Origin of the sequence: Sphingomonas sp. BK235 (assembly GCF_004345855.1) — a bacterium.
Lineage (GTDB): Bacteria > Pseudomonadota > Alphaproteobacteria > Sphingomonadales > Sphingomonadaceae > Sphingomonas.
In genome coordinates this window covers 80671-95687 of record NZ_SLXN01000008.1, presented here as the reverse complement: position 1 = coordinate 95687, position 15017 = coordinate 80671, and the positions used below count along the sequence as shown (strand labels likewise).

14 protein-coding genes are annotated in these 15017 nt (G+C 65.8%); 6 read left to right on the top strand and 8 right to left on the bottom strand.

Going from position 1 to position 15017, the window contains the following annotated elements; genetic code table 11:
* Positions 1–6: 6 nt before the first annotated feature.
* Together EV292_RS18450 and EV292_RS18445 are read left to right on the top strand one after the other, a co-directional pair.
* Positions 7–2889, top strand: coding sequence for a conjugal transfer protein TraG N-terminal domain-containing protein (locus tag EV292_RS18450; RefSeq protein ID WP_132910720.1), 2883 nt, complete (start codon positions 7–9; stop codon positions 2887–2889).
* Positions 2890–3137: 248 nt separating this feature from the next.
* Positions 3138–3452, top strand: a complete 315-nt coding sequence (locus EV292_RS18445; RefSeq protein ID WP_243693850.1) for a hypothetical protein — start codon at positions 3138–3140, stop codon at positions 3450–3452.
* An 8-nt stretch (positions 3453–3460) separates the two neighbouring features.
* Here EV292_RS18445 and EV292_RS18440 read toward each other — a convergent pair whose 3' ends face one another.
* The 3 genes from EV292_RS18440 to EV292_RS18430 form a co-directional block, all read right to left on the bottom strand.
* Entirely contained in the window at positions 3461–3694 is a 234-nt protein-coding gene (locus tag EV292_RS18440) for a hypothetical protein (RefSeq protein WP_132910719.1), read from the bottom strand.
* Between the two features lie 19 nt (positions 3695–3713).
* Positions 3714–4739, bottom strand: coding sequence for a non-homologous end-joining DNA ligase (gene ligD, locus EV292_RS18435; RefSeq protein WP_132910718.1), 1026 nt, complete (start codon positions 4737–4739; stop codon positions 3714–3716).
* Between the two features lie 301 nt (positions 4740–5040).
* On the bottom strand, positions 5041–5223 hold the full coding sequence (locus tag EV292_RS18430) for a hypothetical protein (protein WP_132910717.1): 183 nt from the start codon (positions 5221–5223) through the stop codon (positions 5041–5043).
* Positions 5224–5378: 155 nt separating this feature from the next.
* Between EV292_RS18430 and EV292_RS18425 the strand changes: the two genes are divergently transcribed.
* The 3 genes from EV292_RS18425 to EV292_RS18415 all read left to right on the top strand — a co-directional run bounded on the left by EV292_RS18425 (position 5379) and on the right by EV292_RS18415 (position 7239).
* Positions 5379–5579, top strand: coding sequence for a DUF3606 domain-containing protein (locus EV292_RS18425; protein ID WP_132910716.1), 201 nt, complete (start codon positions 5379–5381; stop codon positions 5577–5579).
* Positions 5580–5604: 25 nt separating this feature from the next.
* On the top strand, positions 5605–5793 hold the full coding sequence (locus EV292_RS18420) for a hypothetical protein (protein WP_132910715.1): 189 nt from the start codon (positions 5605–5607) through the stop codon (positions 5791–5793).
* Between the two features lie 426 nt (positions 5794–6219).
* A complete protein-coding gene (locus EV292_RS18415) occupies positions 6220–7239 on the top strand; it encodes an SDR family oxidoreductase (RefSeq protein WP_165927180.1) in 1020 nt (339 codons plus the stop codon).
* A gap of 167 nt (positions 7240–7406) precedes the next feature.
* Here EV292_RS18415 and EV292_RS18410 read toward each other — a convergent pair whose 3' ends face one another.
* The 5 genes from EV292_RS18410 to EV292_RS18390 form a co-directional block, all read right to left on the bottom strand.
* Positions 7407–7598: a hypothetical protein gene (locus tag EV292_RS18410; protein ID WP_132910713.1), complete on the bottom strand. Its 192-nt coding sequence runs from the start codon at positions 7596–7598 to the stop codon at positions 7407–7409.
* 523 nt (positions 7599–8121) lie between these two features.
* The gene (locus EV292_RS18405; RefSeq protein WP_132910712.1) at positions 8122–8409 is read right to left on the bottom strand and encodes a hypothetical protein; all 288 of its coding nucleotides are present in this window, start codon (positions 8407–8409) and stop codon (positions 8122–8124) included.
* A 3-nt stretch (positions 8410–8412) separates the two neighbouring features.
* Complete coding sequence (locus EV292_RS18400) at positions 8413–11676, bottom strand: error-prone DNA polymerase (RefSeq protein ID WP_132910711.1); 3264 nt, start codon at positions 11674–11676, stop codon at positions 8413–8415.
* Positions 11673–13457, bottom strand: coding sequence for a DNA polymerase Y family protein (locus EV292_RS18395; protein WP_279432439.1), 1785 nt, complete (start codon positions 13455–13457; stop codon positions 11673–11675). The genes EV292_RS18400 and EV292_RS18395 overlap by 4 nt, the downstream gene beginning before the upstream one ends.
* Positions 13372–14133 (bottom strand): protein ImuA, encoded by a 762-nt coding sequence (locus EV292_RS18390; RefSeq protein WP_207913478.1) that lies wholly within the window; start codon positions 14131–14133, stop codon positions 13372–13374. Before EV292_RS18390 ends, EV292_RS18395 begins: the two co-directional genes overlap by 86 nt.
* Positions 14134–14302: 169 nt before the next feature.
* Between EV292_RS18390 and EV292_RS18385 the strand changes: the two genes are divergently transcribed.
* The gene (locus EV292_RS18385) at positions 14303–14749 is read left to right on the top strand and encodes a hypothetical protein (protein ID WP_132910768.1); all 447 of its coding nucleotides are present in this window, start codon (positions 14303–14305) and stop codon (positions 14747–14749) included.
* Positions 14750–15017 lie beyond the last annotated feature (268 nt).

Here is a 15017-nt window from a genome sequence, read left to right as displayed (position 1 = left end):
CGAGCGATGGTTGAGGTCTTCACGATTGGTGGCGGCGAATACATCGTCAACACGTTCAACGCCGTCGCTGCGTGGACAGGCGGAGGCGGCTACCGCGCGCTCCTGCGGGTCGTGATGATCCTCGGTCTGATCTACACGCTCCTGTCGGTCGCGTTCACGATGAACTTCCGCGTCTGGATGAACTGGTTCCTCGGCTCGACGCTGATCTATTCCTGTCTGATGGTGCCGACCGTCAGCGTGAAGGTGACCGACCGCATCAACCCCTCGCTTGCGCCCGCGACGATCGCCAACGTGCCTCTCGGGCTCGGCGTAATGGCGAGCTTCACCAGCCAGGTCGGCGACTGGCTGACGCGGACGGCCGAGACCGTTTTCACGATGCCTAACCAGCTCAACTACTCCACCAACGGCATGGTCTACGGCGCACGCCTGTTCGACGCGACGCGCAATTTCGAGATCCGCGACGCCGAGTTCGCCACCAATCTCTCGGCGCATTTCAAGAGCTGCGTCTTCGGCGACATCATGCTCGGGCAGAAGTCGATGACCGACCTCTCCAATGCGAAGGACCTCTGGAACGCGATGGGACCGGGCTCGGTCGCGCGGTCGCAGCCGTGGACCAGCCGCGCCGGTGCCGCGGTCACGACCGACATCATCACCTGCAACAACGCCTACAACCTGCTCTCCGAGCAGTGGACGCCCATGATCGCGGCGCACACGCCGTTGTGGTCCAAGCAGGCTTACCCGAAGCTGTCGACCGCGGTCGCCTCGGCCAAGCTCCGGGAGGACGTGCCGATCGTCAATCAGGCCTTCACCGCCGCGAGCCCTAACTTCGAGGCCGTGATGCGCCAGAACACGGCGATCAACGCCTTCATGCAGGCGCGTGACGGTATGGCGGGCGGCCCCGGTGCAGCATCGATCGACACCTTCGCCACCACGCGCGCGGACATCCAGGCGCGCAATACGTACAACTCGATCGCGCAGCAGGCGATGAGCTGGGTGCCGATCCTCAACATCGTGCTGACCGTCGTGTTCTACGCGATGTTCCCGGTGATTTTTCCCCTGTTCCTGATGCCGCAGACGGGTGTCGGAGCACTGAAGGGATACCTGACCGGCTTCTTCTATCTCGCCTCGTGGGGACCGCTCTACGTCATCCTTCACATGATCTGCATGACCCGCGCGACGATCGCGGCGAAGGGCGTGGCCGAGGGTGGCATGTCTCTTGGCACCTACGCCGGGATCGGGGCCGTCAACGCCGAGACCGCGACGATCGCGGGGTTCATGCTGATGAGTGTGCCGTTCCTCGCTGCTGGTCTCGCCAAGGGCGCGATGAGCATTTCGGGTCAGGCGACGTCGATCCTCAGCCCGGCGCAAAACGCCGCGGAAGCTGCCGCTGCCGAGCAGACGACCGGCAACTACTCGTACGGGAATACGAGCTTCGCCAACTCGACCTCCAACATGCGCCAGAGCGACCAGTGGTCGAATGCGCCGATGTTCTCCTCAGCTGCAACGGCGGGCTCCTCGTTCCGCTACGATGATGGAGCCACAACGAGCAGCTATGGCAACGGCCAGTCGGTCTTCGATGTCACGCCCGGCATGAGTAAGCTTGCTGTTCAACCGACGATGTCCTCCGGGTATGTCGCGGAAATGAGGCAGGCAGCTAGTGACGCTGAGAGAGCGTCGCGAAGCGAGATGGAAGCAGCGGCCGCTATCAGGTCGGCTACGCACACGAACCGGAGTTCAACCGGTCGATCGACGACCATCGGCTCGGGCTTCGAGACTGGTCAGGGCGGCCAAACAGGAACCTCGTTCGAGACGTTTGATCGCGACACTGGATCTGTCTCTAACGGTATTGAGAACCGCTCGTCGACCGGGCAGACCCTTCGATCGACAGACGCTAAGAGCCGCAGCGCAGAAACCCTTCATCAAGTGCAAGGAGGCATCGAAGCGGGCTCTCCGACGCGTACACGACGTGCGGAGCCAGCCCAAAAAGCAGATCAGGGCACTGGGACTGCTCCAGCGGCCAACCAAACAACGAATGCCCCACGAGGTCGGTTGGATCGAATCCTTGACGCTGTCCCGATCCCAAAGGTTTCAGGGAGCGTCACTTGGACTGGTGCTCAGCGTGATGGCCTCAACCATAGTGCAGATCGCACCCGGACTGACGATACGAATAGCAGCTCTTCTGACGCAGCTCGCAATGAGCATGCGAACGGTGATTCCGCCGGAACCTCAAGCGGTACGTACACCAAAGTAGGGACCTACACGCGCGCCTCTACGGATCGCACATCTTCCGTGAGTGAGGAGGACGCGCTCGCGATGGCATACTCACATGAGCAACGTGCTCAGAAGCTACACGAACTATCCCAGCAGCTGACCCGCGATGCTAGCTTCGCTGAGTCCCACGGTCTCCAGATGAGCGAGAACCTTAGTCAGGAATTTAGCCAATGGTACACTCGGATGGCGGCAGAGAAGCCGGGACTTAATGCGCCAAGCCTCCATCAGGCCACTTTCACTCAGCAAGAACGACTGACAAGGGACGGTATGCTGGCGACATTCCTGGCGCAGAAGAAGCAGGAAATTTATGACCAGGTTGCTCCAAGTTTGCATCAGCCGGACTTGGTGCAAGTTGCGCCGCCGCCAGTCAGCTCAGACGCAGACGTCATAGCAAGGCATCATCCGAAGGGCCTAGCGTCGCTCCCCGCAGCGCCGACGCTGCCGAGTGGCGAGCAAGCGCGGGAGCGTGTCCGGACTGGAAAGGCCGCGTTGCAGTCGGAGCAAGATGCTCGGGGCGTTATGCGGCAAGGTGCTGTTCAGGCAGGAAGTCAGGTCCAGTCGGAGGTGAACAAGGACCTAAACCGCCAATTCTTCACCGACCCGACAAGGCGGGAATAGTGCCTACAGGGCAAACCAGCAGTAGAGAAAGCCGCTTAGCAATATGATAGAACCGATCATCTTTGCAAGGCGCACGCCACGGCTTGTTGCTGCTTCATCGTTGCAGTATTGTGTGTCAGCATCATCGTCCGTCGACTTTGTCGCGTACACCGGTCCGCCAGGACTATCTACGGTCAAGTAGTATAGGGTATTATCGAACTTTTGCATGGCAAACGCCTCCGCGCGGAGGCTATGCTAAGGAGGGTTTTTTGGCAAGCGCGCAAACCTCGCCCGAGGCTGGTTCAAGGGCGCAAGCCATCGACGGCCTGCTGCTAGCGTTTTCGTGGCTGCTCGTCACCGCGATCGGATTGATGCCCCTTGCGGAAGCAGGGCTGCAGCGATCTCCATCTATAGCCTTTCCCACCACGGTTGCGTTCTTCGTAGCCGTTGGCAGCGGCATCCTGCTGCGTCGGAGATTTTCATGGGTCGGCGTAGTTCTTCATATCTACGGCCAGATTGCGATATGGCTTTCGCTATTCGTCATGTCGCTCGCGGCTGTCCTGGCGCTTCTCGGTGCGAAGTGACGATCGGATCAGGCCTGAGAGGTAGTGTCCCCGAATGTCTGCGCCACGAGCTCAGCCACCTGTTCCTCGGTGACGCCTGAGAGGCCCTCGAGTGTGCCAATGACCTCGAGTTTAAGAAGGTTGTCGACCTCTTCGCGCAAGGCCTCCGAGCTGTCACCGCGAGCGGCACGGATCAGCTCGAGCATGACATCGAGCGGGATGGTGATTGAGGTGCTCTCGAGCAAGGTCGGCAGGTCGGTCAAAGCGGTCTCCTTCGCCGCGTCAACGCGGTAGACCCGCCTTTCGGCGCACTCCGCACAGCTCCGTCACATCGACCAGCGAAGCATGACGCACCTTGTCGCTGCCCTTCAGATGCCGAACCCGGACGCGCATCTGCGGCTCGATCCAACGTGCCTTTTTAGACCTCGGCATCCCGGCAAGCGGCTTGTCTCGCCTGAGCTGCTCCGTTGCAGCGTAGAAGACCTCTCGGATCGGAGCTGCGAGCGTCACCGCTGCTCCGCCGGCGTATTCTAGGCCACCTTCGGTCTCGCGAGCCAGGAGCGCGGACACCGGCTCGCCCGGTGTCACTTCCGTTCCTACGACCAGGAACTCCTCCTCGGTCCAAGCCTTGATCTTGAGCCAGCTTTTGGTCCGCCCGCTCTGGTAGCGGCTGCCGCGCTTTTTCGACACGATCCCTTCCAGCCCCATCCGATCAACGGCCGCGAAGAAGTCAGGGCCGCCCCCACGGACCTCCGCGCTGTAGTGGATGGGATTGCCCGGATCGAAGGCGCCGACGATCTCCTCGAGGCGCTCGCGACGCTGCTCCAGCGGGAGTGATCGGAGGTTCGTCCCATCGGCATGGAGGCAGTCGAAGGCCATGAAGACCAGGCGCTCCGGGTTGCGGCCGATCGCCAAGCGGAGTGAGTTGAAGTCGCTCCGCCCGGCATCGTCTTGCACGATCATCTCGCCGTCGATGATCGCGCGTGAGCAGTGAAGCCGGCGAGCCGCATCGACTACCGGACGGTACTGCGCGGTCCAATCATGGCCGTTTCTCGTGAACGCTCGCACGCCAGTCGCATCGATCACAAGCTGTGTCCGGTAGCCGTCGTATTTGATCTCGTGGCTCCACCCATCTCCGTCGGGAGCCACGTCGACCAACGTCGGGAGCATGGGCTCGACAAACGCCAACGGCGGAGCCGCGGTGGTTGGCGGGAGGGGCTCGTGCCCAGGCTCGTCGTGGTGAAGGACGTCGCCGAGCCTGCGGCAGTCCACGTCTTGGCCGCACTCGGGACAGGTGATGAAGTGCATCGCGACGACCGGAAGATCCGGCGCCGTGACAGGACAGGCGTTCAGCGCCTCCCGCGTCGAGGATCGAGCTCGCTTCACCGGGATGAATCGCCCACGGCGCGGACTCGTTCCGTGAGCTGTCAGATGGCTCAAGCGCGTCTAAGGTGTTGTTTTTTCTCGCCTCACGGGAACGGGGCGGCGCGGGCGAGGTTCAGCAAGTGACCGTAGCCGACCCCATTAGCCGCGGTTCGATTGGCGCCTCGCTGCTCTTCTCCCCCCCCCAGATCGGCGGGGCGCCACTCACCCCGCCGTCTCGAGCGCGTCACTCCGCGAGTGCCGCCTTTTGCGCGCGCGAGCGCAGGAGGGCTTCGCCGCGCTCCGCCATTCGGTCCCACGTCGCGGCCGATTGCAGGTGACGCTCCTGAACGCGCGCCAGATCAGTGGCGGCAGCTGCGCGCCGCTCGACCTCGGCGCGTTGCCGGCAGAACTTCGGATCTTCGTTCATGATCGTTCCTCCCGCGTCACAAACGCGAGCTGGCCACCTTGGATGCGGGCGGCAATCTCGTTTCAACGCAGGATGTTAGCGAGTTGGCGCGCCCAGACCGGCTGAACCTGCCCCATCCTTTGATCGTTAGGAGCACCAACGATCAGGAGTGTATCATGGCTGACGATAAGACAAACCGCGGCGAGCGGGATCGCGCCCGGGTTTCCGGCAGCGAGCCGTACGAGGTCGAGTATTTCGCCTCCAAGCACGGCCTCAGCCAGGAACAGGCCCGGGAGCTGATCGCCTCCGTCGGGAACGATCGAGAGAAGCTCGACCAGGCTGCGGCCGGCATCAAAGGCGAACGTGGTAACGGGTGAGCCGTATCACCTAAAGGAGATATGCATGTCGGATGATGCGCAAGCTGGCGAGGGCGCGTTCGAGCGCGACGCCGACATCGAGGATGATCCGCACGAGGCTGGGACGAAAGATCCGGGCAAGGACGGCGAGGACGAGGACATCCTCGGCAAGAAGCAGGACGAGCTCACCGCCGATGATCTGCGCGGTGACACTCGCCAGAAGCAGGGTCAGTAGCCCCAGCGGATCGGCCCTTCCCTGTTTGAAAGGAGAGCACCAGTGGCACGATCGAGCGAAAAGCCGGCACGCCCCGGGCCACGTGACGGGTCCCGGCTGTTGTTTAGCACGCTGGGCGGTGTTGTGGTGGGTCTGATCGTCTACATCTTAAAGCTTGGGATTGCACCGGCTGCGCCGCCTGAGAACGTCCTTTTCTTCGTAGCGGGCGGAGCGGTCCTAGGCCTTCTCTGGGCCTTTCTGCTCGGCCGCAAAGACCGGAGTCGGGCTCCGCGGATCTGAGTTGGCCATCATCGCTCGCGGCATGAGGGAGCGTAAGCCCGATCGATCAGGCTCGAGGGCTGAGCCCATCATCCAATGCTACGAGTTGCACCGGGAGAGCGGCCTTTCCTCGATGGGATTAGGCCCAGCATCAAACCGGAGACTGCCATGGCCGTGAGCCTGAAGCCTATTGCCGAGCAGATCATCGTCATCACCGGCGCGAGTAGCGGCAACGGGCTGGCAACAGCACGTGAGGCCGTCCGCCGCGGCGCTGCGGTTGTGATTGCCGCGCGCAACGAAGAGGCGCTGGAGCGCGTCGCTGCCGACCTCAGGACAGCGGGAGGTCGGGTGGCTGTCGTCGCCGGCGACGTGGCCAACGAGGCCGATGTCGAGCGTATCGCGGACATCGCGATCGAGACGTTCGGCGGCTTTGATAGCTGGGTGAACAACGCAGCGGCCGCAACCTACGGCACCGTGGAGCAGGTGCCGGTCGCAGATCACCGCAGGGCGTTCGACGTGAACTATTTCGGCACCCTTCAGGGCAGCCTCGTCGCAGCGCGTCATCTACGCACCCGCGGAGGCGGCGCGATCATCAACGTCGGCTCCATCCTCGGCGATCGCGCCATCATCCAGCAGGGGCCATACTCCGCGACAAAGCACGCCGTTCAGGCCCTGACCGATGCCCTTCGGATGGAGCTGGAGCGTGACCGCGCCGGCATCTCCGTTACCCTCATCAAGCCCGGCGCCATCGACACCCCTTATCCTGAGCACGCGCGCAACTTCATGGACAAGGCACCGCGGCTGCCCCCGCCGCTCTACGATCCGTCACTGGTCGCCGACGCGATCCTTTTCGCCTGCGCCAATCAGCGCCGTGAGCTCTACGTCGGAGGTGGTGGCGTGCTGTCGTCGCTGGTGGGTCAGATCGCTCCGCGTCTGACCGACTTCGCCATGGAAGTGATCGGCACCCGAATACAGCAGAAGCCGAGTGACCCGGGCGATCCGGCTCGCCGGGACAACCTCTACGAGGCACGAAGCGATGGCACGTCGCACGGCTCGCAGAAGGTGCATGCGAGGTCGACGAGCCTGATGCTGGAGGCGCAGAAGCTGCCTTGGGCCGCCGGTGGGTTGGTGGCGCTTGGCGTCGGCGCGATCGTCGGGCTGAGCCGGGCGGCAACGCCGAAGCGCTGAGTTTGCGAGCCTCGCGCCTGTAAGGAAGACCGTTCAATCCGGTTCATTCGTCCAATGCGCACAGCGGCCCGCCTGCTAGAGCGCGAGGGCGACCCGAAGGGCTTCCATGAGGGGGGCTCTTTCTGGGGGCGGCGCGAAGGCGTCGCCCCCTTTTTTGCGACTGAAGCCTACGGCTTCTTCTCGGCGGCCAGCTCTTCGAGCATCTGGACCAGAGCGCGCGCGCCGGCGAGCGCCTCCTCGGCGCGGCCGTGAACCTCACCCAAGTCCTCGACATCGTGAGTTTGTCGAAGCGCGACGAGTTTGGCGTAAGCCTGATCGAGAGCAACCTGCGTCTCCTCGATCTCCTTGAAAGCATCCATCGCTCTACTCCCTAGCTGCTCGAGGGCGTGGATGAGCTTCGCCAGCGTTTGCAACCGATTGCGACCAAATTGGCGCTTATTCTGGCTGGTTTGAAGGCTCAGCGAGAGGAACGATCCCAACCAATCCTGGTTATTATTCCCGCTGGGTCACTACGGATGACGTACAACTCCCTGAAGCCCTGGTACGATGGGCCCAGCCATTTGCCTCAAGATCTGAGGCCCATCGATGCTTCCTTCTGCAGATCGATGGGCCACCTTTTCGGCCGGCCCCAGCTGCCGGCTGACCGCTATCGCCGCAATGCCGGGATCGCCGAAAGCGAAGCGTGCCCGCGCCTACCGCAGCTACGGCAGCGTAACCGCACCATCTTGGTCGCGATCTCGCCGTCGCCGTTGAAGCGCTCAAGGATCCGCTCTGCAGGGAAGTTAATGGTGCGGCCGCACGCGCAGACGATCCGCATGTCGGCGCGATCAGCCGCCCACTCGCCAAGCGTTCGGTAGGAGGTGTCGTTCGTCGGCCGGCCGCTCACAGTGGCGAAACGTCCTCGTACCGCCCTGCTTTCCGCAGCTGCCGCACGATCCCGTTGAAGGCGGCGGTCACGCCCTGGGCGCGCCCGATCTCGTTCGTCTGCGAGGCGGCGTCCCAGTAGAGTTCAAGCGGCCAGCGCTCCGGGCAGTGCGGCAGCAGGCAGCGCAGCGCGAGCCGCACCTCGATCCCGTCGACCGTCGTCTCCGAGCATTTCGCCACGCCGGCGCGCAGGATGTGCACCGATAGCGCGATCACGACGCGCTGGTGCCGAGGCAGCGTCGCCACGGATCAGTGAAAGTCGTGCGACTTGAAGCGCACGACGTCCTCAGGATCCATGCCCTCGGCGTGGGGCGGCCAGTAGCAGTTGCGCGGCTCCGGGCTCCACTCCTTGTCGCCGCGATCGGGTGAGCCGGGGTGCTGGGCGGCGTCGCCGCGGCCAGTGCGGTGCGGGAACGACATGTCGCCGACACGGTGAAGCAGGTCGCCATGGTCGACGATGCGGTCGCAGATGACGTGGATGACCTCGCCTTCCTTCTGCACCCGTCCTTTCAGGCCAACCATGGAGGCCGACATCACGGTGCGGCGCTGCGCCTCGAAGCGGTCGGGCCAGAGGATGCCGTTGGCGATGCCAGTCTCGTCCTCGATCGTGATGAACAGCACGCCCTTCGCAGATCCGGGCTTCTGGCGGACCAGGATGATGCCGGCGACCTCGACATGGCGGCCGTCGCGCACGCTGGCGAGATCCGCGCAGCGCGTCACGCCGCGGCGCGTCAGCTCGTCGCGCACGAATGACAGCGGATGCGCGCGGAGCGACAGCTGCAGGTTGCGGTAATCCTCGATCACCTCGCGACCGTCGGTGAGCGAGCGCAGCTGCACCTCGGGCTCGATCCCCTCAGCGCTCTGCGTCTCGGCTGCGCGATCTGCCGCGGCGAACAGCGGCAGCGGCGCCTCACCGAGCCCCCTCACTTTCCACAGACCCTGCCGGCGATCGGCGCCGAAGCTGTGGAAGGCATCGCCGTCCGCCAGTTTCTCGATCGCGGCGCGCTGCGCGCCGGAGCGGCGCCAGACGTCCTCGACGCTCTCGTAAGCTGTGGTGCTGCGCGCAGCGACGATCTTGGCGCCGTCCGCGTTCGACAGGCCCCGGATCTGCCTGAGCCCGAGCCGCACCGCCAGGTAGCGTCCGCCTGTCCGCTCGAGCGTGCAGTCCCAACGGCTCGCGTTGACGCATGGCGGGCGTACCTCGACACCGTGCTCGCGCGCGTCCCGGACGATCTGCGCCGGCGCGTAGAAGCCCATCGGTTGCGCGTTCATCAGCGCCGCGCAGAACACGTCCGGATGATGGTGCTTCATCCACGACGAGGCGTAGGAGATCTTGGCGAAGCTGGCGGCGTGGCTCTCGGGAAAGCCGTAGGAGCCGAAGCCCTCGAGCTGGCGGAAGGTGCGTTCGGCGAACTCGCGCGGGTAGCCTCGCTCGACCATGCCCCCGATCAGCTTCTCGCTGAAGTGGCTGACCCCGCCGGTGAATTTGAAGGTCGCCATGGCGCGACGCAGCTGGTCCGCCTCGGCCGGCGTGAAGCCGGCGCCGACGATCGCGACCTTCATGGCCTGCTCCTGGAACAGCGGCACGCCGAGCGTCTTCTCGAGCACGGCGCGCAGCTCGGGCCGCGGATACTCCGGCCGCTCGAGTCCCTCGCGCCGGCGCAGGTAGGGGTGGACCATGTCGCCCTGGATCGGGCCCGGCCGCACGATCGCGACCTGGATGACGAGATCGTAGAAGCGCCGCGGCTTCATGCGCGGCAGCATGCTCATCTGCGCGCGGCTCTCGATCTGGAAGGTGCCGAGCGTGTCGGCCTTCTGGATCATGGCGTAGACGTCGGGATCATCGTCCTGCAGGTCCGCCAGACCAACGCGGATGCCCTTGTCCTGCTCGAGCAGGTTGAAGGCGCGGTTCATGCAGCCGAGCATTCCCAAGCCGAGAACGTCGACCTTCATGAACTTGAGTGCGTCGATGTCGTCCTTGTCCCACTCGATGATCTGGCGGTCTTCCATGGCCGCGGGCTCGATGGGCACCAGGTCGTCGAGGCGGTCATGCGTCAGCACGAAGCCGCCCGGGTGCTGCGACATGTGACGCGGCACGCCAATCAGCTTGCGCGCGAGGTCCAGCGTCAGGCGTAGGCGTCGATCGGCGATGTCGAGGTTGAGCTCGTCGACCTGCTTCTCCCCGACGCTCTCGGCCGACCAGCCCCACACGAGGCCGGCGAGCGAGGAGGTCAGATCCTCTGGCAGGCCGAGCGCCTTGCCCACGTCGCGCACCGCGCCGCGGGCGCGGTAGCGGGTCACGACCGCCGTCAGCGCGGAGTGGTTGCGACCATAGGTCTCATAGATCCACTGGATGATCTCCTCGCGGCGCTCATGCTCGAAGTCGACGTCGATGTCGGGCGGCTCGCGCCGCTCGCCAGAGACAAAGCGCTCGAAGAGCAGCTCGTGCTTGATCGGGTCGATCGAGGTGACGCCGAGCACGAAGCACACGCAGCTGTTCGCGGCCGACCCTCGTCCCTGGCAGAGAATCCCGCGCCGGCGCGCCTCGCGCACGATGGCGTACACGGTGAGGAAGTAGGGCGCGTAGCCGAGCTCACCGATCAGCCGCATCTCATGCGCGATCTGCGTGGTGTAGGCTTCCGGCACGTTGCCATCGAACATCCGCTCGACCGCCTCGGTCGCCAGCTTCTGCAACGCCTCCTGCGCCGTCAGCCCTTCGATCAGGCGCTCGTGCGGGTACTGGTAGGCCAGCTCGCCGAGGTCGAAAGTGCAGAGCTTGGCGATGTCGACGCTCGCCTGCAGCGCATCCGGGTAGGCGCGGAAGCGGCGCACCATCTCGTCGGGCGATTTCAGCGCGCGGTCGGCGTTCACCTCGCGGCGGTAGCCGAGCTCGTCGACGGTGCATTTCTCGCGCACGGCGGTCACGACGTCCTGCAGCAGGCGTGCCTCGGGCGCGTGGTAGAGCACGTCGCCAGTGACGACGGCGCGCACGCCGGCGCCGCCCGCCTGCCGCGCGAGCGCGTCGATGCGCACTGCGTCGCCCGGCCGGCGTCGCTGGTAAAGCGCCATGTAGCCGCGGCGCCCGTAGACCGCCTTCAGGTCCTTCAGCGCCGCCAGGTTCTCCTCGTCCGCCTCATTCGGCAGCAGGATGGCGATGACGCCCTCGGACCAGGGCTCGAGGTCGTGCCAGTGGAGCAGGCACGCGCCCTTCCCTGCCCGCTTCTTGCCAACGGTGAGCAGCCGCGTGATGCGCGACCAAGCGGCGCGATCGGTGGGGTAGAGTAGCAGTCGCCGCCCGCAGGAAAGATCCACCCGCGTGCCCGCGATCGAGCGCACGCCCGTGGCCTTCTGCGCCTCCCATGCGCGCACGACGCCCCCGACCGTGCCGATGTCGCTGACACCGATCGCGGGATAGCCGAGCAGCGCCGCGGCCGCGAACAGCTCCTCCGGCGAGGACGCACCGCGCAGCAGCGAGAAGTGGGTCAGCACCTGCAGCTCGACATAGTGGGTCATCCGAAGACCCCGTGCATCCACCAGCTGAGATCGCCGGTGTCGTCCTCGAAGCCGTCGCCGCGGCGAAACACCCAGTAGCGGCCGCCCTCTTCGTCCTCGACGCGGTAATAGTCGCGCACCGCCCACACCTCGGCCTCACGACGCCACCACTCGCCATGGACGCGCTCGGGACCGTCGCCGGCAACGATCTTGTAGGTCTTGCCACGCCACTCAAAGCGGCGGGGTGGCTGGTCGGGCATCAGCGCCATGACCCGCGCGAGCGGCTCGGGCCGCGGGAAAAGGCGGATCGGCCGCGGCCACTTTGGCCAGGGTCCGGGCGTTTCGTTCGGGTCGGAGCGGGCGACGGCTCGCTCCGGCACATGGCTTTCGACCGGTGCCACACGGAACACCGCGCGCGGGCCGATCCTGCCAGCGATCACGTCGACGAGACGGGCGGGGTCGCGCACCAGCGTCTCGCCGGCGAGCACCGCGCCGAGGTCGACTGCATCGAGCGGCTCGGTATGCGGCGCCACGAGCCAGAACTGCTCCAGGCCCATCCCGGGATCGATCCGCTCGATCTTGAGCTTCAGGAGCCGCAGCAGGTGCGGCACCTCGCGCGTCGGCCGCGACGTGCCGACGGCGACTACCTGCTCGGTGCCGTCGACGCGAAGGCCGGTGAGCCGCAGTGCGCGCGCGCCGAGCCCGCGCTCCTGCAGCACTCGTGCGAGATCGCGCAGCAGGTCGCCCATGACCTGCTCGATCGCCTCGGCCGTGCCGATCGGCTCGAGCAGCCGGCGCTCGACTAGCGGCACCTCGGCGTCCTCGCGCGGGGTGATCGGCTCCGCGACCGCACCCAGCGCCTGGTCGAGCCGGGTGATCGCCCGCAGGCCGAGCCGACGCGCGAGCGGTCCGCGTGCGACCGGCAGGAGATCCGCAACCGTCTCGAAGCCGAAGCGACGCGCAGCGCTAAGCGCATTCGGGGCGAGGCGCAGCGCCACGATCGGGAGAGGCGCGAGTGCGCTGGCAGTCGCGCCCGGCTCCGCGCGGATGAGATCGCCGCGGCCGTAGCGCGCGAGCGCATGCGCGGCACCGGGAGTGTCCGCGACCGCCACGCGCGTGGTGAAGCCTGCCCGCCTGCAAAAGGCGATCAGGCGCCGGCAGAAGCGCTCCTCGCCGCCATGCAGGTGCTCGCAGCCGGCCAAATCGATCCAGAGACCATCGTTCGGTGTCACCGCAGCGATTGGCGACCAGCGGCGCACCGCCAAGAGCGCCAGGCGGTCGAGCAGCGCGGCATCGGCTTGCGGCTCGGCCGGACGGAAATCGAGATCGGAGACAAGCGCGCGCGCGTGGGTCGCCGCCATGCCGGGATGAACGCCCAGCGCGCGCGCTCCGTCACAAGCGGCGACCACCTCCTCGCGTCGACCGACCTTGTCGATCAGCGCCAGCGGCGCGTGCTCGAGGGGCTTGGCGGCGGGTACGCTGATGCGCGGCGCGGGAGTTGCCGCCTTGTAGGGGTGGTTAGCTGCCTCAGAACGCCGGCCGAGCTCGCGCATGGGCGGCTGTGCATGGGTCGGCAGCCTCGCGATCTGCGCCTCGACGTCGCCGCGCGAGGGCATGCCTTCCCGCGCCCAGCGCGCGCCTGGCCGCCATCCACCGCCCCGCGGCACCGAGCAGGCGCCGGGGTCGTCGTCTACCGGCAGCTCGAGGACTTGTCCGTCAGGCTGCCGCGAAGCGGACCGTTCCAACCGTCTCAGCCGCTCCACGGCCAAGCTCGGCAGGAACAGCGAGACGACCCGTCTCATCGCTGCCCTCCACAATCAGGGAGAAGCCCTCACCCCCACGCTGTCGGACGCACTCCACCGACCATCTCGCTCTTCCCACACCCGCGACACCCAGCCGCTCGGAAGGCGCGGCACCGATCCGCCATCGCGTCCACGCGGCGGAGGGCTCGGCGAACACGTCCTGGTTGAGGCCGCGCGCACGGCGCAGCAACAGCACCGGCATGTCGGCGTCGGCCGCGACGAGCTGCAGGCGGCGCGTTGCCACCATCGAGACCTTGCTCGCTTCCGCCACGATCGCAGCCGGCGTGCCGTCCCGCACCGCATCCTCGACCACTGCGAGCAGCGCCGCGTCGTCCCGCGGTTGGGCGTAGATGACGTTGGCCGACGGCAGGCCGGCTTGCTCCAGCGCCGGAGCGTACAGGTCGGCGCGGCAGCTAGCCCACAGCACCGGCCCCCCTGCCCCTGCCGCTTCGCGCGCGGCAATACCGGCAAGGAAGAGCGTAGTGGCCGCATCGTCGACCAGCGATGCGCTCCGTGCAGCCGCCTCGTGCAGCGCGCCGGCACGCACCCCCCCTGCCCCAAGCCGGCTGTCGAGCGCGTCCACGCCGAACGGCATGACGCGATAGTCAGCAGCAGGCGTGGCGATCGTCCGCAGATGCGCTATGCTTGGCGCGAAGGAATCGAGGGCGGCGGACATCGGTTTCTAAGACTCTACTCGTTCCCTTTATGTTCCGTAAATGAGAGCTGCTGGTCAAGCTCCGATCGGCTCGGTTCATCGATTTGAGGAGAACGGCACCGCAACGAAGCGCCAACAAAGCGGGGAAAAAGCGCTTTCCAAGAGTCGCGACGTGACTCATAGAATCCGGATGCCGATCCGCGCTGAAAACCGCTGGCTGTACCCGATCGACTGGCAGCAGCTGTCAGGCAGGATCCGGTTCGAGCGCGCCGGCAGGCGCTGCGAACAGTGTGGTCGGCCGCACCTTCAGCGTGTCGCGCATCTCGGTGACGGCCGCTGGTGGGACGCGAGGTCGGCGTGCTGGCGTTCGGACGGTGGCAAGCGGATTGCCGTGACGGGCGGCTTCACGCTCGCCAGCGTACGGGTGACTTACGTCGTCCTGGCCTGCGCGCATCTCGATCATGATCCGAGCAACAGCGCACCAGCCAATCTCAAGGCGCTATGTCAGCGGTGCCACATGATCCACGATGCCGCTGAGCATCGCTGGCAACGCTGGTGGAACGCCTTTCGTCAACGCGCGCTGCGCGACCTGTACGAGGATCCCAGGATCACAAGGGAGCGGCAGGTGGGACGATGATCGCTCGTTGACGGCGATTGAGGACTGGCGATCATGCATTCGCCAGGAGCGGTCTGTCAGTGCTCCACGAACGGCCCCTCCATGGCGCCGGCTAATTGCTCAGTGAATTGCGCGTGGCTATCGGCACAGCGTCCGCGAGAGACAACGCGGCCTCCCCGCAGCACATCGACGCCAGCCTCGAAGCTCGGATCGTTTGTGCCGTAGAAGCCTGTTCTGACGGTGCGTTCGTAGACGACGTAGGTCCATGGGCCGTTGCGGAAGGCAGCCT

Coding starts and splice junctions, on each gene's coding strand:
- EV292_RS18395 (WP_279432439.1), bottom strand. CDS start 13,457: ATGAGACGGGTCGTCTCGCTGTTCCTGCCGAGCTTGGCCGTGGAGCGG.
- EV292_RS18410 (WP_132910713.1), bottom strand. CDS start 7,598: ATGGATGCTTTCAAGGAGATCGAGGAGACGCAGGTTGCTCTCGATCAG.
- EV292_RS18415 (WP_165927180.1), top strand. CDS start 6,220: ATGGCCGTGAGCCTGAAGCCTATTGCCGAGCAGATCATCGTCATCACC.
- EV292_RS18420 (WP_132910715.1), top strand. CDS start 5,605: ATGTCGGATGATGCGCAAGCTGGCGAGGGCGCGTTCGAGCGCGACGCC.
- EV292_RS18430 (WP_132910717.1), bottom strand. CDS start 5,223: ATGAACGAAGATCCGAAGTTCTGCCGGCAACGCGCCGAGGTCGAGCGG.
- EV292_RS18385 (WP_132910768.1), top strand. CDS start 14,303: ATGCCGATCCGCGCTGAAAACCGCTGGCTGTACCCGATCGACTGGCAG.
- EV292_RS18450 (WP_132910720.1), top strand. CDS start 7: ATGGTTGAGGTCTTCACGATTGGTGGCGGCGAATACATCGTCAACACG.
- EV292_RS18425 (WP_132910716.1), top strand. CDS start 5,379: ATGGCTGACGATAAGACAAACCGCGGCGAGCGGGATCGCGCCCGGGTT.
- ligD (WP_132910718.1), bottom strand. CDS start 4,739: ATGCACTTCATCACCTGTCCCGAGTGCGGCCAAGACGTGGACTGCCGC.
- EV292_RS18400 (WP_132910711.1), bottom strand. CDS start 11,676: ATGACCCACTATGTCGAGCTGCAGGTGCTGACCCACTTCTCGCTGCTG.
- EV292_RS18390 (WP_207913478.1), bottom strand. CDS start 14,133: ATGTCCGCCGCCCTCGATTCCTTCGCGCCAAGCATAGCGCATCTGCGG.